The sequence below is a fragment of the Pedobacter suwonensis genome (assembly GCF_007833675.1).
Classification (GTDB): Bacteria; Bacteroidota; Bacteroidia; order Sphingobacteriales; family Sphingobacteriaceae; genus Pedobacter; species Pedobacter suwonensis.
Genome location: NZ_CP031708.1, coordinates 1,714,254 through 1,732,672, shown reverse-complemented (window position 1 = coordinate 1,732,672; position 18,419 = coordinate 1,714,254). Strand labels below are relative to the sequence as shown.

Genomic DNA, 18,419 nt, shown 5'->3' with positions numbered 1-18,419 from the left:
AAAAAGGAGTTGCGTGATTAATATTTTAGTTGTAAAAGCTGTAAGTCTACTTTCTTGCTAAAAAGCCCCATGCGTTCAACAAATGGAATAACGAAGCTATTATTTAACCAGCTAATTGATTCTGTATTGGCATAGTAAGAACTTTTGATATCATCTTTTGGGATTAGATTGATCTTGTTGATTGTACCCGATCCTAAATCCATTTCAGCATAAATGGTAGCAACAGAACCTCCATCTGATTGATTGGCCAGGATGCGAAGCGTATTTTGTGTTTGGTCGAATGCTACGTCCGAGCCTTCTCCCATACTACGGCTTAAGTAGGTGCGCGGTAGAAATTGGTGATAAAGCGGTTTCATTTGTGCGTCATATGCATTCATCAATACTGATCCTTCGGATGTAAAGGAGCCATGGCTGCTTGAAACACTGTATTTTGGAGAAATAGTTACCAGAAGTGTATTGTTGTATTCTGAAATATGTCTGATGTTTAAATACTTAATATCGGAAAAATCAAGGTTGTCGAATTTCTTATTGGCTGGTACAAAAGATTTTTGTAGTTCCTTAATATGTGCCTTGTCAAATACTTCCTTAGTTGAGGTAAAGCTTCCATTATTAAAATCGATTCTAGCAATTAAAGTAGCTCGTTCCTTATTGGTATTTTTATAAAATATTCCAATATAACTGATTAATGGCTTTTTACTACTTGCAAAGGTAATTGACGAAACATCATCCTGGTTAATAGCATCAACAGGAATACTCACAGTTTTGAGTGGGCTGGGGTTGCTGCTCAGATAAATAGCCACATTACATTTGCCTTTTGAAGCATCTACCGTACTGATGATAAAGCTCCCGTCATCGCCGCAAGATGCTTTCCAGGTATCGCCATCTGGCATATCCGGTTCCATTTTTTGTATTTGCTCCAGCCTATCATTAAAATCTATTACCGTATAACTTTGAGATTCGTTAAAGTCTTTGTCCATTTTCAGTGCGGTGAAGAAGCCTACAACAGGTAATCCGATGTGAACCTTGCGTTTTAAGCTAGTTAATCTCGTCGCCATCTTAAAATAAGCGCCGTCTTCAGAAAAAAAGAATTCAGGCATTTCTACAAAATCCTTACTTCCATCATAAATGATCTTTTCTGAGATCATTTTTCCCGTTTTTTCCTCTAAAAGATAGGCTTTGAACTGATTGGAAAAACTTTTGAAATAACCGCGATCTGCTGCAGCAATAACCATAATGTTATTTTTAAACTTTCCGATGGCCATTGGAAAACCTGATAGTTCTGTTATCCACTTTTGAGTTAATTTATCATCAACGGTAACTACAGCGAAGTCAGCTTTGGGAACATCAACAATCATGGCAACGGAATTGCCCGATAAATCCACTTTCGAGCCATACCTACTATCATAAGACGCTCTGACATTCCATGTTGGTTTTTTAATAACGTTAATCTGCTGTTGGGTAAAGGCGTTGAACTGCACAAAGATGAGCAGTAAGGAGAACATTAGTTTATTTTTCATTTAAATTATTTGGTTTTTTCCAAATATATCAAAATAATCAAATCAGTTTTTTCTCAATCTCCTCAAAGATCTCCATAAAATCTTTTTGTAAAACCGCTTTGAAAATGCCCAGTTCTAAAGTGAGCAGATTTAACTGCCTTTCACTTAATGTTTCTGGCCAAACACGCATACAGATTCTGTTTAGGGCATAACTGATATTCTCAAGTTTTTGATAACTCAACAGGTATTTACTGCTGATGAATTTTGTTAAAAAACCAAAAAATATTTCCGGATTTTTTAGTTTACAGTGTTCCAGAAAATCGCTTAATGAATCTTTTTTCACCTTTTCAAGCTTATCATAAAAATGGTTTACCTGGATGAGGTTCTGTTCAACCAGTAAATGGTCTAGCAATAACTCCAGGCCTATATGGGCAAGAAAAGATGGGCGCACTGCTGTGTCTTCTACAATCGGCTTAATGAGTTGCTTAAGTGCGGTGGTTTTCTCCAGGAAAAAGGCAGAAGAATGAAAGAGCAGGTCGACCGCTAAATGCCTTTTCCAGCCCAGAAGCAGACTTTCTTCGTCAGGATTGCCTTTAAACAGGAATTCATTTTTCTGTGGATATAAATTTGCTTCTTTTGAAGCATTTTTAATCAGATCAGGTAAAACCGTTCCCATTACCACATAGGCATCATCACTTGTCCGGTCGAAATAATAATGGGATAAAAAGTTCATTTCGCAAGGTAATGTTTTCCGGCAGGCTTGTAAAGAGCAGATAGTAAAATGTTGGTCAGGATACGGTGCTGCAAAAAATCAGTGGCGATAACTCGTTTACAAAACCAACTAATTTGCTTTAAACTAAGCTAAAATTTTATCTTTGCACGCACATTATTAAAGTGTTTGTACAATGACGAATTTTGTTGAAGAGTTAAGATGGCGTGGCATGCTGCATGATATTATGCCGAATACGGAGGAAAAGTTAAACGAAGGTATGACTTCTGGTTATATCGGTTTCGATCCTACTGCAGATTCGTTGCACGTCGGCCACTTAACACAGATCATGACACTGATTCATTTTCAAAATGCCGGGCACAAGCCGTTTGCTTTGGTTGGTGGTGCTACCGGTATGGTGGGCGATCCATCAGGTAAGTCTGATGAACGTAATCTTCAAACACCTGAGATGATTGAGCACAACCTGAAAGGGATGAAAAAGCAATTGGCTAAATTCTTAAAATTTGAAGAATGCGGAAACGGTGCCGTAATGGTGAACAACGCCGATTGGTTTAATGATATGAACCTCTTTACCTTTATCAGGGATGTAGGTAAACACATTACCGTAAACTACATGATGGCGAAAGATAGCGTAAAAAGACGTTTGGAAGGCGATTCAGGCCTGTCTTTTACCGAATTTTGTTACCAATTGATTCAAGGGTACGATTTCTATCACTTGTGGAAAAACGAAAACTGTCTGGTGCAAATGGGCGGATCTGATCAGTGGGGAAACATTGTTACCGGTACAGAGCTGATCAGAAGAAAAGATGGCGGAACTGCTTATGCCATTACTACACAATTAATTAAAAAAGCCGATGGAACTAAGTTTGGTAAAACCGAAAGCGGTGCCGTTTGGCTTGATCCGGAGAAAACTTCTCCATATAAATTCTACCAGTTTTGGTTAAATGCATCAGATGATGATGTGAAAAAATGGATCCGGATTTTTACGCTGAAAAATAAGGAAGAAATAGAAGCCTTGGAAAAGGAACATGATGCGGCGCCACATCTGCGTATTCTTCAAAAGGCTTTGGCCGAAGATATTACGATCAAAACTCACTCTGCTGAAGCTTTGGAAACAGCGATTAAAACATCTGAATTTTTGTTTGGCAACGGATCGTTGGAATTTTTAAAAACATTGACCGAAAATCAGGTATTGGAAATGTTTGAGGGTATTCCACAATTTAATATATCCAAATCTGATTTAGCTGAAGGCATTGATGCAGCCACTTTACTTGCGGAAAAAACCAAGGTATTCCCTTCCAAAGGCGAAACCAAGAAACTGATCCAGGGCGGAGGTGTTTCTGTAAATAAAGAAAAAGTAGCGGATGTAATGCAGGTGTTTGATACAGCAAACCTGATCAATGATAAATTTATCGTGGTACAAAAGGGAAAGAAAAACTATTTTCTTTTAATCGCCGGATAATATTTACAAGCCCAATGAAACTGATCGTAAAAGATCGTTCATTGGGCTTGAATTTAAATTGAAAGACGACTCGCCCTAGAGCGCTTCTGTTAAGACATTTTGCTCTTGAATTAATAACAACGACTAAGACGTTTTTGATTATTAATTGAATACCATCAATCTCAGTATGCCGTTGCTATTTGTAATACAAACCGGGGGGCGGTTAGATCGCTAATTAAATACGTGAAATTTATTTAAACATTTAAAGCATACATAACGTTTAACGGGCAACCATGGCATCAGTGTCTTAAATATAAAAGTCCTGGGTATTCTGTAGGTCTCGGGATTCTTACATTTTTTACAGGGAGGGCAGTTTAAAGCATCAGATAATTCTTTAGGCGATGTCATAATACGAATAGTTGTTTGGGAGCTCAAATTTACCAAATAAAAAGCATTTTGTATTATAAAACTGATAATTTTATTCTTTTAAGGAATATTTATGCGTGTTGAAAGAGTAGATTCTCAAACGGGTTCGTAAAACCATTACCTGTCTGGTAATCTTTAATTTCACTGTCATTTAACAAACAGGTACTTAACGATTTTTTCAATTCTTCATTATCCATTTCCTGCCCGATAAAAACCAGTTCGTTTTTACGGTCTCCAAAATCTTTATCCCATTCAGCATCAATTTCTATTTTGTTTTCCAGGTAGTCCACGTATTGCTCACGCTCACGCTGTTGCATACTTGCCCACCAAACCTCAGCCAGATCGATGCGTAAAGAGCCACCTGCTTGCGAGAAATTAATAGCCTGGTTTGGCATGGCCGCTAAATAGAAAATTCCCTTTGAACGGATAATATTCTGTGGAAATTCCTTGTTAAGATAATGCCATAACCTTTCAGGGTGAAAAGGTTTTTTAGAATGAAATACAGTCGAACTTATCCCGTATTCTTCAGTTTCCGGTTGATGGATTTCTTCCAGTTCTTTTTTCCATCCAGCTCCATCTGATGCTGATTCAAAATCAAATAAACCAGTATTTAAAATTAAAGCCGGGTTTATTTCTCCAAAAAGGGTGTGGTATATTTTAGCCGTTGGGTTAAGTTTTGCAATTAATGCCTTTAATACTTTAAGGTCGGTGTCGCTTACCAGATCGGTTTTATTTAATAAAATTACATTGGCAAACTCAATCTGGTCGGTAAGCAGATTTACAATAGTACGTTTGTCTGCTAAGTCATCAGCCATCTTCCGGTCGGTAAGTTTGTCTGCCGAACCAAAATCCCGATAAAAATTAAAAGCGTCCACAACCGTTACCATCGTATCTAACCGGCTAAATCTGCTGAGGTCTATACCTGAAGCTTCATCAATAAATGAAAACGTTTGCGCTACCGGGATGGGTTCGGATATTCCGGTACTTTCAATCAGCAGGTAATCGAACCGGTTTTCTTTTGCCAATCTTTCTACTTCAATCATCAGGTCTTCGCGCAGGGTGCAGCAGATACAGCCATTGCTCATCTCTACCAGTTTCTCATCCGTTTTAGACAAGGTGTGCTGATTTTTAACCAAAGCGGCGTCAACGTTTACCTCACTCATATCATTTACAATAACGGCTACCTTTAAATCCTGTTTATTTCTCAATATGGCGTTAAGAAGCGTTGTTTTTCCGCTACCTAAAAAACCGTTCAATACGGTTACGGGTAATTTCTTTATCATTTTAATGCAATTATGTTGCAAATATAATATGTATTATTTCAAATGCAACTAAATTGCTTTTATATTTGACCATAAATTTTTATGGAATGAAACAAAGGAGCTACAAAATTAACCTCGACCGGATCGGCATTACAGCCTCAACATTGTGTGCCATACATTGTGCCGCATTGCCGTTTTTAATTAGCGTTTTACCTTTATGGGGAATGGGTTTTTTGGCTAATGAAGCCGTGGAGATTACTATGATTGCATTTTCACTGATCATCGGTATTTGGAGTTTAAGTGCTGCATATCGCAAACAGCATTGCCGCATAACGCCAATTCTGGTATTGATTACCGGCTTTGCCTGTATCGCTTTTGGGCATTTTTCGGGTGTTGAATTGTTAGAACCCGTCTTGATCCCTATTGGTGGCCTTACCGTTGCCGCTGCCCATTACATTAATTTACGAATGCTCAAATCTTGTCCATTGGGGCATCGATAATCAATTATACCAAATGAAATATAAAATCTTCTTTGTTACTGCATTATTCTTTATTTCAGTGTTAAGCCCTGCCTGCAAACATGGCACAAACGATGGGATAGCACTTTACAGGCGTTATGCAATAAAAAATCTGGTTGTTAAAAAAGTGCAAAAAGTAGTTCGCCATGATTAGGATCAGTTCATTAGTGCATGTTTACGATCAGGGGAGGAGTTTGAAGTTTCCGGATTGGGAAATCGGCGATATGGAGCAATGGCTGTTATTAGGTGCATCAGGCAGTGGCAAGAGTACACTTCTTAATATTATTGCCGGTCTTTTAAAGCCGGGACAAGGTGAAGTTTTAATTAACGGGACCGATTTGTATGCTTTGTCTGCACGTGAGCGCGATAGTTTCCGGGGGAAGCATATTGGCATTGTTTTTCAAAAACCACATCTTATCCGTTCTTTAGACATACTCGATAACCTGGAGCTTGCTGCGGTGATGGCCGGTTTGCCGGTAGATCGTGAACGAAACCTTTCGCTTTTAGCTGATCTGGGTATTAGCGAGCTGGCAAAAAATTATCCTGATCAATTAAGTCAGGGCCAGCTGCAAAGGGTTTCGGTAGCACGTGCATTGGTAAATAAACCCGATCTCCTGATCGCTGATGAGCCAACTTCCAGTTTAGATGACGAAAACGCCGGTCAGGTAATCAGAATGTTGGCTATCCAGGCTAAAGATAATGGTGCGGCGCTGCTCATCGCTACCCACGATGCAAGGGTTCGGGATCACTTTACTAAAACCTATCTACTCTAATGAATATCTTTAAAATCAGCGGCAAAAATCTAATCAGGAATAAGTTAACCACCATTCTGAATATTATTTTAGTGGCTTTTGGTGTGGGCATTCTTTCTGTTCTTTTTCTCGCTTCTACACAGATAAACAACAAACTGGAGAAAAATGCAAAGGATATTGATCTGGTTGTGGGCGCAAAAGGAAGTCCGTTGCAATTAATATTAAGCAGTATTTACCATATTGATAACCCAACCGGAAATATTCCAGCCAAAGATGCCTACAAATTGATGCACAATCCCATGGTAAAAAGGGCTGTTCCATTGGCATTAGGTGATAATTATAAGGGTTACCGCATTGTAGGTACCGATACCACTTTCAGCCACCTTTATGGTTTAGCTGTTCAGCAGGGAAATTTCTGGCAAAAAGATTTGGAGGTAACCATCGGCAGTGCAGTGGCTTCTGAATCGAAACTGAAAGTTGGCGATTCGTTTTTCGGAGCGCACGGATTAACGGGCAACGGCGATATCCATAAGCAGCACGCATACCTGGTTAAGGGAATCTTGAAACCAGAGGGTAACATAACTGATAACCTGATTCTTACCAATATTGGCAGTGTGTACAAAATGCATGAAGAGAAGCATGACGAAAACCATAGCCATACAACAACAGAAGATACCAAAGAACTTAGCGATAAACAGATTACAGCATTGTTGATCCAGTATAAATCACCAATGTCAGTAATCGTTTTCCCTCGGATGGTTAACCAGAGTACCAATATGCAGGCAGCCTCTCCGGCAATGGAAAGTGCAAGGCTATTTTCGCTTATCGGGGTTGGAATTGATACCTTAAAATGGTTTGCCATTTTTATTATGGGAGTTGCGGCGCTGAGCATTTTTATCAGCCTTTATAATGCGATGAAAGAACGGAAATACGACCTGGCCATTATGCGTTGTTTAGGTGCATCAAAATTTAAAGTATTTTTTCTGGTCCTGTTTGAAGGAATTCTGGTAACGTTTATCGGTACCTGTTTGGGACTGTTCATCGGGCATGTTGCCCTGGAGGTGATTGGGGCCTGTCAGGGAGCTTCTCAGGCCAGATTAACAGGATTTACTGCTTTCCCTCAAGAAATATACCTGATCTGGACCGGTCTTTTTATCGGCGCTTTGGCTTCGCTTATTCCTGCCATGCAGATTTACAAAGTTGATATAGCGGAAACATTAACGAAAGACCGTTAAATGATGAAGACATTGATTTTTTTAGTTTTCTTATGTTTAGGTTACCAGAAATTGGCTGCGCAGGTTAAGGTACATACCGACATGCGCACGCCAACCTGGAATTTAATCGGGCTGAGGTACGATGCCGAAATTGCGCCCCGTAAATGGGGGAGTGTTTTTCCGCCAGCATTGAAAGCACTAAACAATAAGATAATTGAATTGCCCGGTTACATCATCCCAACAAAGGTCGGATCGAAATTCAGCGAGTTCATGCTCTCCATAGTGCCTATTGCCTCCTGTCCATATTGTGGTTCAGGTGATATTCCGTCAATGGTGCAGGTAAAAATGCTAAATGCGATACCTATTACCGAAAAACCCATTAAACTTAGGGGAATCTTCGTCATCAACGATTCGGGCGATGACAGGAGTGAATTTTTTCTCTTAAACGCAAAACAGTTATAAACCCGATTAGTGATGAAGAAATACATGCTGTTACTCTTTGTTTTAATTTCCAATACTACGTTTGCCCAGGTACCTGTTCATCGTGAAACACGGACCGATACCTGGAATCTTATCGGTCTGAAATACGATAAGCAGGTAAAACCCCTTGTTTGGCAGGCTGTTTTTCCACCCGCACTAAAGGCTATACATAATAAGATAATTGAGCTTCCGGGGTACATTATTCCTACGAAGGTTGGTAATAGCTTTAATGAATTTATGTTTTCTATGGTTCCAGTTGCTTCTTGTCCTTATTGTGGCATGGGCGATATACCCTCAATGATAGAAGTGAAAACTTTAAAACCCATCAACTGGACTGAGACACCCATTACCCTTCGTGGTAAATTTATAATCAATGATTCGGGCGATAGCCGGTCTACGTTTTTCCTTTTAGATGCAGTAAAAAAATGAAGTATTTATATGTTGTTATAATTCTGTTTTTAGTTTGCTCAGCTCAGGCACAAACGAAAAAGCATAACCCGAATGACCAGTTACGCTCTTTAAACTGGGACGTGATTGGCTCGGTAAAGTTTGAACTGACTGATAAGAATGAAATTCTCCCTCTTTTTACAGAAACAATCAGGCGTTTTGAAAACAGGGAATTTGATTTAACCGGTTACCTGATTCCTATAAAAAGCGGACAGAAACAGCAGAAATTTCTTCTGGCCACCTTGCCTGTTAATCAATGTTATTTTTGCGGACAAAATGGTATTCCGGTGATGATTATGATTGAGATGACGAATGCGGTTCCCTATTCTGAAAAACCTATTCACGTACAGGGCATTTTAAAATTAGAAGAAAAGGATGCGAGCAATAAGCCACCAATAACCATCAAAAATGCCAAACTCATTGATTAATTGCTTATTTTTGTATTGCTATGGAAGATAATACTGCACGTTTCGAAAAACTTTTGGTTAAAAACGGACTAAAAAGAACCGCCCCGCGTTTGCAGGTGCTGGAAATTTTGAGTGGGAGGGATTCTGCCACATCTCAACCGTATTTAGAGCAGGTGATGGGAAAGGATGCAGACCGTGTTACCCTTTACCGTGTTTTGCAGGCTTTTGAAGAGAAGGGAATTATCCACAAGGTTTTAGACCAGCAGGGCACGGCCAATTATGCCATTTGTTCGGATGGTTGCAGTGCGCATGAGCATCATGATGAGCATGTGCATTTTAACTGCGATAACTGCCATAAAATTTACTGTTTGGATACCGTTAAAATTCCGGCATTAAAAGTTCCTGCCGGATTTAAGGTAAATCATCTTAATCTGATTGCCACAGGCTTATGCGCCAGTTGCGCTGATAAGGTGAACTAGAATTACTGTACCAAAAGATTACATCCCCTGATATCGGAATGATCAAACCGGCCCAGTACTTCAAAACTTTGATCGGGATTGATTCTGCCCAGGTCCTGAGTGGCAATAAATGAACAGGAATTGATATTGGCCAGGTCGATTACATTGATGCCACCGGTCCTGCCGGTTTCCATTAAGCTTAAAGGATCATTGGTGTCTCGGATCAAAATTTGCATCCAGCTCGGGCAATTGAAAATGCCTTCACCCAAAGAATAAGCCTGAGAAAGCAATTCGGTCATTCCATATTCGCTATGGATATTTTTTACACCAAATCCTTTGGTTAACTGCTCATGAAGCTCTTCGCGTACCATTTCCTTACGTTTTCCCTTCATTCCGCCGGTTTCCATTACGATGAGCTCAGGAAACTCAATATCATATTGTTCTATAAAATCAAGCAACGCATAGGTTACGCCAATTAAAACTGTTTTCTGTTTTTTGATCTTCAGATCGAGCAGCGTTTGTAACAGCTCTTCATGGTTATATAAAAAGTAACCACTTTGCGGATGACCGCTTTTTTCGATCAGGTCGTTTACCATGTAGATTAACGACGAACCCGACCGTTGTTGATAGGAAGGTAACAATGCCAGGAAGCAATAGTCGGTAACGTTACCATAAAACCGGGCAAATGCCTGAAGGTAACTTTGTTCATATAACATAACATCGGTTACATGATGACTGCTTTGGACCATACCCGTTGTACCCGAACTGCTGAAGGTAATTTCAACAGGTTCATTGCTGCTCAGAACAGCATGACTTTTAAAAAAGCTTATGGGTAAAAACGGAATAGCTGAAATGTCGGTTACCAACTCGGCATCAATACCAAGGTGAAAGATATATTCGCGGTAAATATTACAATTTTGGCCCTGTAACTTAAAAATATTTAAAGCAAGGGCATTAAATGCATTACTGTCTTTTACAGAGAAAATCTCGTTAGCGGTTAAATTCACAAGGCAAAAATACAAAGCATTATGCTATTTTCTCGTCAGTTTTTTTAGCCAGCATAGCCATTCTGAACTGATAGCCGCAATAACCACTAATTCCTGCCACCAAGCCACTTAAAATTCCGGTAAGCAATAGCAACGCCCACCATATTTTTATGCCCGTCATTACGGCTACACGGCCGGCAAGTATATTGTCATTAGGCAGGCTTTTAAACAAGGCATAGCCGATCCAAAGCAAAAAAATGGCAAAAAATGATTGCCAAAAGGCTATTTTTCCTGTTTTGCCAATAATACCACAGGTAGCAAAAGAAATGACGATGATGACCCACCACGGGGCAATCATTTGTAAAAGGAAACAAATGATTAATATAACGATGAAAACCATTTTAAACTATTTAGATATTTTTAAACGAGAAATAACTGTGCCCGATTTATCATCAGGATTTTGCATGTAAAACAGATCGTATAATTTGCCCTTTGCCCAGGTATCGATCATATTATCATAAAATTTGCTTCCAGGGTTACCCGACTGTCCACCCGGATAAACACCATGGCCTTTTGGTGTTTTTCCCAGCTCAATCACCATCCGCCAGGAAGGTCCGTTGGTTTCACTCAAAGCGTTAATGGTGCTTTTGGCGCCACCAATCTGTAAAACTTTCGAACCAAATCCTGGTATTTTGGCCAGGTGCGGTACATTGGTCTGTTTTACATTTGCCCAGGCCCAATCTTTGTTTATAGGGCCAAAACGCCTTTCTAAACTATCGCAGCTAAATTTAAAAGCTTCGTTAACCAGATCAGCTAAGGTTTCTTTTTTGGTGGTATTAATATTATCATACCAGGTTGCGTTGGGTTCTTTTAAGATCATCTCTACCGTACGGTCTCTTGAAGGGTAACGCATCGGGATGCCTTTCACTTCAAATTCATCAGCCCAGATATCATACAATAAGCGTTTGGTCCAGATTTCAAATACGCTGGCTGCAATTTCATGGGCATCATAACGTTTGTTCCATTTGCGCAGGTAAGCCAATGCTTCTTTTTGCGTAGCATTTAACTGTTCATTGTTCAGTAAAGGCAATAAAGCTGGAGCCAGGTTCTGTGCCATGATGCTGTAATTATCGGTTTGCATGAGGCGGATACTGTCTAAATTAGCCTTCTTCATTACCGATAAACGGTCGTTAATACGTTTGCCTCGCTCATAGGGTGCAAATTCCCAGTTGATGTAGTATGGATAGGTGGTGTCGGTAGAAGACTGGTTGGCCGAACTCACAAAACCACGCGGCGGATTTTTAACCGTTGGGTTCTGTGCATTTGGGATCCAGCCCTGCCAATCGTAAGCAGGATCGGTACCATCTAGAATAAATTTACCCTGGTCTTTCCATTTTAAAGGGAATTTACCATTTGGCGTAATGGCGATATCATTATCTATACTGGCGAAAACAAAATTCTGTGCAGGAGCGGTATAAAAAGTTAACGCTTTGCGGTAATCGTTATAATTTTTACCCCGGTTAAGGTAATAAAAAGTCATGAGTTCATTTGATTCATCATGTGCGATCCACCTGAGTGCATCGCCAACAGGCACATTGTCGGCCCTGCCATATTTTGGTTTCTGGAAATAAACAACCGGGCCGTGATGGGTGTAGTAAACGGTATCTACTTCATCTTTTCCGCCGCGTACTTTAATGGTTTCCAGTCTTTTGCTGGTAGCGTTCCATTTATTGTTATACCAATATTCATGATGGGTCGAATCCTTAAATTTAATCTGATAAAAATCGAGTACATCAGCAGCAACATTGGTTACTCCCCAGGCTATTTTTTGGTTAAAGCCTATAATTACCCCAGGAGCACCAGGTAAAGAAACCCCATAGGTGTTTACCCCAGGCGCATGTAACTGAATCTGATACCAGATTGATGGAAGTGTTAAATCTAAATGGGGGTCGTTTGCTAAGATCGGATATCCTGATGCAGTTTTTGTACCGGATAACGCCCAGTTATTACTGCCAATACCTTCTACTTTTTGAGCGGTCTTCACTTCGCCGGTTTGTGCCTGCGTGAAGCTTTCTGGCGTTTTAGGTATTGGTAAAGGAGAGAAATTCCATTTCGTGCCAACGGGGATAATGGGATCTTCGCGGAAAGGATAATCCGGAAAAAGATTTTTAGTCACCTCAGGGCCAAATTTTTTGAGGATATTGGTCATGTAAAATTCATCTGAACCCATTGCTAATACGGCCGACATCTGCTTCAGCAACAAAGCACATTTTACAGGTGTCCAGTTTTCGGGTTTAAAATCCAGAATTTTATATTCTATCGGATAATTTGCTTTAGAAAGTGTTTTAATGTAGGCATTAATTCCTTCGGTATAGGCTAAAATCATTTCTTTGGCTTTTGGATCGGCCATCATCCCCTTCAATGAGCGTTCCGCACCATAAACCATGCCCATCCGGCGTTGATACTGGTCTACCTCTATCGCTTTATCGCCCACCACTTCACTAATTCTTCCGGCGGCAAAACGGGTCTGGAAATCCATTTGCCAAAGGCGGTGCATAGCCGTAACGTAACCTTGTGCCAAATAAAGATCGTGATCATTCTGCGCAAAAATATGCGGGATCATGCGATCGTCGAAAACGATTTCAATTTTATCAATCGCTCCTTTTATTTTCGCTTTATGGTTAAACATAAAATGATTGTTCTCCGCATTTTGCCAGAAACCCATAAAAGGGTTTAGAAATTTTAACAATGGAGGCATGTTGCCTAATTTGGTGTTAAATAAAAAAGCTAATGCGATCGGGATTACGATGCAGAACAGGGCTTTAACTTTATTCATAATGGCTAGCTAACAAGTCTTTTGCTAAGATAGGGCAAAATGACGGTTTATGTCTAATGCAAAATACAACAAACTGTATATCAATCAAAATTATAATTTGTTTTGAAAATATTATGCTTACATAATTTGTTTAATTCAAAAAAAGAAATTAAGTTTATATAACTAATAATACAAATAACCAAATTAATAATCGCGTATGAGCAGGATTTTTACACAGATTTTCTATGTGTTCTTATTTGTGTTTGCTGGTAATATGGCGGCACGGGCACAGGGTATTACGGTAAGCGGAACCGTAAAAGACAAGCAGACTAAAGAAGGATTGGCTGGAGTTAGTTTAACCATTAGGGGCCAGTCAGGCGGGACGGCATCTACAGCCAACGGAACTTTCAGTTTTAGTACAACGGCAAAATTACCTTTTACTTTAGTGGCATCTTATGTAGGTTATGGTACGGTTGAGCAGCAAATTACAGGGAGTACTTCAGGTATTAATCTCGAAATGGAAACCGCAATTGTATTGGGCGGGGATGTGGTGGTTTCTGCTTCGCGTACACCGGAACGTATTTTAGAATCGCCGGTTTCTATCGAACGGATGAGTGCAGCCACAATCAGGGAGATCGCTGCGCCGTCGTTTTACGATGCCTTGAACAATATGAAAGGGGTAGAGAGCAGCATGCAGAGTTTAACTTTCAAGTCGATCAATACCCGCGGTTTTAATTCAAATGGTAATACGCGCTTTAACCAATATATAGATGGAATGGATAACCAGGCTCCCGGATTAAATTTCTCGGTAGGTAACATTGTGGGTATTACCGAACTTGATGTGGATAATGTGGAACTTTTGCCAGGAGCTTCATCTGCACTTTACGGAGCAGGCGGCATCAGCGGTACCTTATTAATGACTTCAAAAGATCCTTTCAAATATCCTGGCGCTAGTTTTCAATACAAAACCGGTGTTAACCATGTTAATGATAATAACAGTACGGTACAGCCTTTCAATCAATTGGATGTACGCATGGCAAAATCATGGAACAATAAATTTGGGGTAAAAGCTGCGTTTTCATTTCTTCAGGCCAAAGACTGGTTTGGAAATAACTATTCAAATTTCGACAGGATTGCCAGGACCGCTAAAGCTGGCGACCGCAACAGCGACACCAATTACGATGGGATAAATGTTTATGGAGATGAGGTAAGTCAGAATATGCGAAATGTGGCGCTAAGCGTTCAAAATGCCACCATTTCAGGAATTAATGCAGGTTCGGGTGGTTTAATCCCTAACATCAAAGCGGCTATGGACGGCGCTTTCGGGGCAACTATTCCAAATGCGACGCAACAGGCTGGTTTTCTTGCCGGTCTGCCTGCAGCATTACGTCCGGCAGTACAAAATTATCTGCCCTTTTATGTAGGCTTAAAGGCTAACTTAATTCCTGATCAAAATGTATCAAGAACGGGCTATAATGAAGAAAATCTTGTTGATTATGGCACTAAATCACTAAAAGCTTCCGGGGCATTATATTACAATATCAGCAATACAGTGCAGGCAGTAGCGCAAGCCAATTGGGGTACAGGAACTTCAGTTTATACCGGCTCTGATCGTTACTCTTTACGTAATTTTAATATTGGCCAGTATAAACTGGAAATAAAGGGTGAAGATTTCTTCGTTAAAGCATATACTACTCAGGAGCGCTCTGGCGATTCTTATATTTCATCTATTTTAGGCAGTTATATTAATGAACTTTCAAAACCATCTACCACATGGTTTCCACAATATATCGGCAATTATGTAGGTGCCAGGGCTGTCGGACAAAGTGATGCAGCCGCACATGCTTTAGCCAGAACTGCCGCTAACCAGGGCCGTTTTGAGCCAGGTTCGCCTCAGTTTAATCAGGCAAAAGATAAGATTATGAATACCACCATCAGTGCTTCTGATCCATCCAAAGGCATTTATGGTGCTAAATTCGATGATAAATCCAATTTATACCACTACGAAGGAATGTACAACTTTACCAATCTTTTTGATAATGTGGTAGAATTTCAGGTTGGTGCCTCTTACCGTCTTTATGATTTAAATTCGGCAGGAACCATTTTCAATGACTTAATTAATTCCATTGACATTAAAGAATATGGTGCATTTGGACAGATCGGTAAAAAGTTCTTTAACGACAAGGTTAAATTTACCTTTGCCGGCCGTTATGATAAAAGCCAGAACTTTGAAGGCCGTTTTACACCAAGAGTAACCGGAGTATTTACGGTTGCCAAAAATAACAACATCAGGGTTTCCTATCAAACCGGTTATCGTAACCCAACTACGCAAAACCAATATATAGATCTATCTGTTGGTGGTGGTTCGCAGCGCTTAATTGGTGGTTTGCCAGAAATTATTTTCGACAAATACCACTTAGATACCAACAAACCCTATACTGATGTGAGCTACCGCGCATTTCTGGCATCGGCTGCGGCTACAGGAACGCCAAATCCGGCGCTTTTGCAACAATATAATTTTGACGCCAAAGGTGTACGTCCTGAAAGTGTACAATCTTATGAGTTAGGCTATAAAGGTTTGATCTTGCCTAATTTATTGATTGATGCTTATGGTTATTACAATATTTATAAAGATTTTATCACAGCTGTCGACGTTTATCAGAATGTAAACGGAAGTTTTGTGAAATTCGGTGTTCCAGTTAATGCCGAAGGAGAAGTGACTTCTTACGGCGCTGCTTTAGGTCTTGATTACCTGGTAGGCAAATGGAACATGAGCGGTAACGTTTCTTACAACCAGATCGGGGATTTGCCGGTTAACTACATTAACGATTTCAATACGCCGAAAATACGTTATAATCTGGGCCTGGGCAATAAAGAGATCATTAAAAATTTTGGTTTCAATGTTGCTTACCGGTGGCAAGATCAATTCTATTGGAATTCATCTTTTGCTTCTGGTCAGGTACCTGCATACAGTTCTCTGGATGCCCAGGTCAGCTTAAGGATTCCTTCGGTGCAATCAGTTGTTAAATTGGGTTGTTCTAACGTGTTGAATAAATATTATATCACTTCTTATGGCAACCCTATGGCAGGTGCAATCTACTATGTTGGGTTGACTTTTAATCCATAATTAACTTATTGATTTTTAAGCCCGCTGTATACCAACTCAGCGGGCTTTTTTGTTTAAAATCCAATGAATTTGAGTTTATTAGATCTCTTTCTCATAAATTCAAAATTATATGCAATCGGATATAATTTTGCTTTTTATCTAATTTTTATATCCGATCGAATATAGTTTTAGTTGATTTGTTACTTTTTATATCCGATCGCATATATTTTTAACTAAAATTATTATTTTTATATTCGATAGCATATAATATGAAAACAATAAGGACTTTTATAAAAGCGAAACGGAAAGAATTGGGTTTAACCCAGGAAGATTTAGCTTTAAATGCAGGTGTCGGATTAAATTTCGTTCGAAATTTAGAGCAGGGTAAGAAAACCCTTCGATTAGATAAGGTAAATGATGTTTTAGCCTTGTTTGGGAAGGAGGTTGGTATTGTTAACCATACTGATGAAAATGATTAGAAAAGCAAAAATATATTACCAAAATCAGTTGGCCGGACATCTTTCAGAAACAGATGATGGATACGCATTTCAATATGATCTGGAGTATTTGAAAAGCGAAAATGCTTTTGCAATTAGCCTGACATTACCTCTTGCTGAGCATCAATACCGTAATAAAGTATTATTCCCTTTTTTTGATGGACTGATACCGGAAGGCTGGTTGTTGGATATTGGTGAAAAATATTGGAAACTTAATCCGAATGATCGCTTCGAGTTATTGATAAATTTATGTAGAGATACAATTGGAGCGGTTTCCGTGTATCCAATGGAGGAAGAAGAAAATGGCTAATTGTTTGTTTTGCTATCAAGCACTTGAAACAGGGGAATATCATGTGGCCTGCTCAAAAAAGTTTTTTGGAACAGCAGAAGTGCCAAAATTAGAATTGGATAAGGAAAAGTTAAGACAATTGGCGCAATTTACTGTAAATGAAAGATTGGCAGTTACAGGAGTTCAGCCTAAAATATCATTGAGTTTAACAGGAGAGAAGGCTAACAAAAGGTTAACTTTAGTTGGGTTGTGGGGCGATTTCATATTGAAGCCACAATCAACAGATTTAAAATTTATGCCAGAAGTAGAAGATCTGACAATGCACCTGGCCAAGCTTTTTAAAATTGAAACTGCTCAACATGCTTTAATTAAAACTTCAACAAATGAACTTGCTTATATAACAAAAAGATTTGACCGTGTTGAGGATAGGAAAGTTCATGTAGAAGATTTGTGCCAGCTTTCTGAATTATTAACTGAACAAAAATATAAAAGCTCCTATGAACGTGTAGGAAAGGTCATTAAACATTACGCATCAAACTCAGGACTAGATGTAGTTAAATTTTTTCGATTGGTTCTATTTTCATTTTTAACAGGAAATAATGATATGCATCTTAAAAATTTTTCCCTTTTGCATACTGATCGAGGAATTCTTTTTTCGCCAGCTTATGATTTGCTGAATGTTAATTTGATTTACCCAAAAGATCAGGAAGATTTAGCCTTGACATTAGGGGGCAGAAAGCAGAAAATAAAAAAGGCTGACTTTGATCAATTTACGGTCAGTTTAGGGATTTCAAATAAGGTTAGGGACAACATCTACAAGGAATTCTCAAAGCAATTTGACAATGTTCGGGACTTGATTGAAAGGAGCTTTTTAACAGAAGAATATAAACAGGGTTATTCGAAAATATTTCAAAATAAGATGAGGCAAATAAACCTGCTCATCCATCAATGATACCATAAACTATGTTTCTTAGTGTAAATAATACACTTTACTAAACAGGCCTTGAAAAAAAGCTTGATCCCTTTTAATAAAATATTTGTATTATAGTACTTTCTTAAACGAATCCCGGTTTAGGGACTGTTTGTTAGATTATA

General features: G+C 39.2%; 19 protein-coding genes. 13 read left to right on the top strand and 6 right to left on the bottom strand.

Features of this window, described 5'->3' with window-relative positions; translation table 11 throughout:
* Window positions 1-17: 17 nt before the first annotated feature.
* Both DV942_RS07160 and DV942_RS07155 read right to left on the bottom strand, forming a co-directional pair.
* Window positions 18-1,517, bottom strand: coding sequence for a hypothetical protein (locus tag DV942_RS07160; protein ID WP_145856392.1), 1,500 nt, complete (start codon window positions 1,515-1,517; stop codon window positions 18-20).
* A gap of 37 nt (window positions 1,518-1,554) precedes the next feature.
* A complete protein-coding gene (locus DV942_RS07155) occupies window positions 1,555-2,229 on the bottom strand; it encodes an ACP phosphodiesterase (protein ID WP_145856390.1) in 675 nt (224 codons plus the stop codon).
* Window positions 2,230-2,401: 172 nt separating this feature from the next.
* On the opposite strand from DV942_RS07155, the gene tyrS reads away from it, so the two are divergent.
* On the top strand, window positions 2,402-3,688 hold the full coding sequence (gene tyrS / locus DV942_RS07150; protein ID WP_145856388.1) for a tyrosine--tRNA ligase: 1,287 nt from the start codon (window positions 2,402-2,404) through the stop codon (window positions 3,686-3,688).
* A gap of 476 nt (window positions 3,689-4,164) precedes the next feature.
* Here tyrS and DV942_RS07145 read toward each other — a convergent pair whose 3' ends face one another.
* Entirely contained in the window at window positions 4,165-5,376 is a 1,212-nt protein-coding gene (locus tag DV942_RS07145; protein ID WP_145856386.1) for a GTP-binding protein, read from the bottom strand.
* Between the two features lie 86 nt (window positions 5,377-5,462).
* Between DV942_RS07145 and DV942_RS07140 the strand changes: the two genes are divergently transcribed.
* The 8 genes from DV942_RS07140 to DV942_RS07110 are packed head-to-tail and all read left to right on the top strand — an operon-like array spanning window position 5,463 to window position 9,652.
* Complete coding sequence (locus DV942_RS07140; RefSeq protein WP_145856384.1) at window positions 5,463-5,855, top strand: MerC domain-containing protein; 393 nt, start codon at window positions 5,463-5,465, stop codon at window positions 5,853-5,855.
* Between the two features lie 13 nt (window positions 5,856-5,868).
* Entirely contained in the window at window positions 5,869-6,027 is a 159-nt protein-coding gene (locus DV942_RS23435; protein WP_186462439.1) for a hypothetical protein, read from the top strand.
* A complete protein-coding gene (locus DV942_RS07135; RefSeq protein ID WP_145856382.1) occupies window positions 6,020-6,646 on the top strand; it encodes an ABC transporter ATP-binding protein in 627 nt (208 codons plus the stop codon). The genes DV942_RS23435 and DV942_RS07135 overlap by 8 nt, the downstream gene beginning before the upstream one ends.
* Window positions 6,646-7,860: an ABC transporter permease gene (locus DV942_RS07130; RefSeq protein WP_145856380.1), complete on the top strand. Its 1,215-nt coding sequence runs from the start codon at window positions 6,646-6,648 to the stop codon at window positions 7,858-7,860. The genes DV942_RS07135 and DV942_RS07130 overlap by 1 nt, the downstream gene beginning before the upstream one ends.
* Window positions 7,861-8,301, top strand: a complete 441-nt coding sequence (locus tag DV942_RS07125; protein WP_145856378.1) for a hypothetical protein — start codon at window positions 7,861-7,863, stop codon at window positions 8,299-8,301.
* A gap of 12 nt (window positions 8,302-8,313) precedes the next feature.
* Entirely contained in the window at window positions 8,314-8,748 is a 435-nt protein-coding gene (locus tag DV942_RS07120; RefSeq protein WP_145856376.1) for a hypothetical protein, read from the top strand.
* On the top strand, window positions 8,745-9,194 hold the full coding sequence (locus DV942_RS07115) for a hypothetical protein (RefSeq protein ID WP_244950840.1): 450 nt from the start codon (window positions 8,745-8,747) through the stop codon (window positions 9,192-9,194). Before DV942_RS07120 ends, DV942_RS07115 begins: the two co-directional genes overlap by 4 nt.
* A gap of 20 nt (window positions 9,195-9,214) precedes the next feature.
* A complete protein-coding gene (locus DV942_RS07110) occupies window positions 9,215-9,652 on the top strand; it encodes a Fur family transcriptional regulator (RefSeq protein WP_090982523.1) in 438 nt (145 codons plus the stop codon).
* Between the two features lie 2 nt (window positions 9,653-9,654).
* Here the strand turns inward: DV942_RS07110 and DV942_RS07105 are convergent, their stop codons facing one another.
* From DV942_RS07105 to DV942_RS07095, 3 genes are read right to left on the bottom strand one after another with little or no spacing between them, the layout of a single operon-like run.
* Window positions 9,655-10,638, bottom strand: coding sequence for a LuxE/PaaK family acyltransferase (locus tag DV942_RS07105; RefSeq protein WP_145856374.1), 984 nt, complete (start codon window positions 10,636-10,638; stop codon window positions 9,655-9,657).
* A 19-nt stretch (window positions 10,639-10,657) separates the two neighbouring features.
* Window positions 10,658-11,017: a hypothetical protein gene (locus tag DV942_RS07100; RefSeq protein ID WP_145856372.1), complete on the bottom strand. Its 360-nt coding sequence runs from the start codon at window positions 11,015-11,017 to the stop codon at window positions 10,658-10,660.
* A gap of 6 nt (window positions 11,018-11,023) precedes the next feature.
* Window positions 11,024-13,453, bottom strand: coding sequence for a penicillin acylase family protein (locus DV942_RS07095; protein ID WP_145856370.1), 2,430 nt, complete (start codon window positions 13,451-13,453; stop codon window positions 11,024-11,026).
* Between the two features lie 196 nt (window positions 13,454-13,649).
* On the opposite strand from DV942_RS07095, the gene DV942_RS07090 reads away from it, so the two are divergent.
* From DV942_RS07090 to DV942_RS07075, 4 genes are all read left to right on the top strand, one after another.
* Window positions 13,650-16,559 (top strand): TonB-dependent receptor, encoded by a 2,910-nt coding sequence (locus DV942_RS07090; protein WP_145856368.1) that lies wholly within the window; start codon window positions 13,650-13,652, stop codon window positions 16,557-16,559.
* Between the two features lie 248 nt (window positions 16,560-16,807).
* On the top strand, window positions 16,808-17,017 hold the full coding sequence (locus DV942_RS07085) for a helix-turn-helix transcriptional regulator (protein WP_145856366.1): 210 nt from the start codon (window positions 16,808-16,810) through the stop codon (window positions 17,015-17,017).
* Window positions 17,010-17,345, top strand: a complete 336-nt coding sequence (locus DV942_RS07080) for a HipA N-terminal domain-containing protein (protein WP_145856364.1) — start codon at window positions 17,010-17,012, stop codon at window positions 17,343-17,345. Before DV942_RS07085 ends, DV942_RS07080 begins: the two co-directional genes overlap by 8 nt.
* Window positions 17,338-18,276, top strand: a complete 939-nt coding sequence (locus DV942_RS07075) for a HipA domain-containing protein (protein WP_145856362.1) — start codon at window positions 17,338-17,340, stop codon at window positions 18,274-18,276. Before DV942_RS07080 ends, DV942_RS07075 begins: the two co-directional genes overlap by 8 nt.
* The last annotated feature ends 143 nt before the right edge of the window (window positions 18,277-18,419 follow it).

Excerpts from the sequence above, each read along its gene's own strand:
- DV942_RS07115 (WP_244950840.1), top strand. The coding sequence starts at position 8,745 with ATGAAGTATTTATATGTTGTTATAATTCTGTTTTTAGTTTGCTCAGCT.
- DV942_RS07100 (WP_145856372.1), bottom strand. The coding sequence starts at position 11,017 with ATGGTTTTCATCGTTATATTAATCATTTGTTTCCTTTTACAAATGATT.
- DV942_RS07085 (WP_145856366.1), top strand. The coding sequence starts at position 16,808 with ATGAAAACAATAAGGACTTTTATAAAAGCGAAACGGAAAGAATTGGGT.
- DV942_RS07095 (WP_145856370.1), bottom strand. The coding sequence starts at position 13,453 with ATGAATAAAGTTAAAGCCCTGTTCTGCATCGTAATCCCGATCGCATTA.
- DV942_RS07130 (WP_145856380.1), top strand. The coding sequence starts at position 6,646 with ATGAATATCTTTAAAATCAGCGGCAAAAATCTAATCAGGAATAAGTTA.
- DV942_RS07110 (WP_090982523.1), top strand. The coding sequence starts at position 9,215 with ATGGAAGATAATACTGCACGTTTCGAAAAACTTTTGGTTAAAAACGGA.
- tyrS (WP_145856388.1), top strand. The coding sequence starts at position 2,402 with ATGACGAATTTTGTTGAAGAGTTAAGATGGCGTGGCATGCTGCATGAT.
- DV942_RS07075 (WP_145856362.1), top strand. The coding sequence starts at position 17,338 with ATGGCTAATTGTTTGTTTTGCTATCAAGCACTTGAAACAGGGGAATAT.
- DV942_RS07080 (WP_145856364.1), top strand. The coding sequence starts at position 17,010 with ATGATTAGAAAAGCAAAAATATATTACCAAAATCAGTTGGCCGGACAT.
- DV942_RS07090 (WP_145856368.1), top strand. The coding sequence starts at position 13,650 with ATGAGCAGGATTTTTACACAGATTTTCTATGTGTTCTTATTTGTGTTT.
- DV942_RS07155 (WP_145856390.1), bottom strand. The coding sequence starts at position 2,229 with ATGAACTTTTTATCCCATTATTATTTCGACCGGACAAGTGATGATGCC.
- DV942_RS23435 (WP_186462439.1), top strand. The coding sequence starts at position 5,869 with ATGAAATATAAAATCTTCTTTGTTACTGCATTATTCTTTATTTCAGTG.
- DV942_RS07160 (WP_145856392.1), bottom strand. The coding sequence starts at position 1,517 with ATGAAAAATAAACTAATGTTCTCCTTACTGCTCATCTTTGTGCAGTTC.
- DV942_RS07140 (WP_145856384.1), top strand. The coding sequence starts at position 5,463 with ATGAAACAAAGGAGCTACAAAATTAACCTCGACCGGATCGGCATTACA.
- DV942_RS07145 (WP_145856386.1), bottom strand. The coding sequence starts at position 5,376 with ATGATAAAGAAATTACCCGTAACCGTATTGAACGGTTTTTTAGGTAGC.
- DV942_RS07120 (WP_145856376.1), top strand. The coding sequence starts at position 8,314 with ATGAAGAAATACATGCTGTTACTCTTTGTTTTAATTTCCAATACTACG.
- DV942_RS07135 (WP_145856382.1), top strand. The coding sequence starts at position 6,020 with ATGATTAGGATCAGTTCATTAGTGCATGTTTACGATCAGGGGAGGAGT.
- DV942_RS07125 (WP_145856378.1), top strand. The coding sequence starts at position 7,861 with ATGATGAAGACATTGATTTTTTTAGTTTTCTTATGTTTAGGTTACCAG.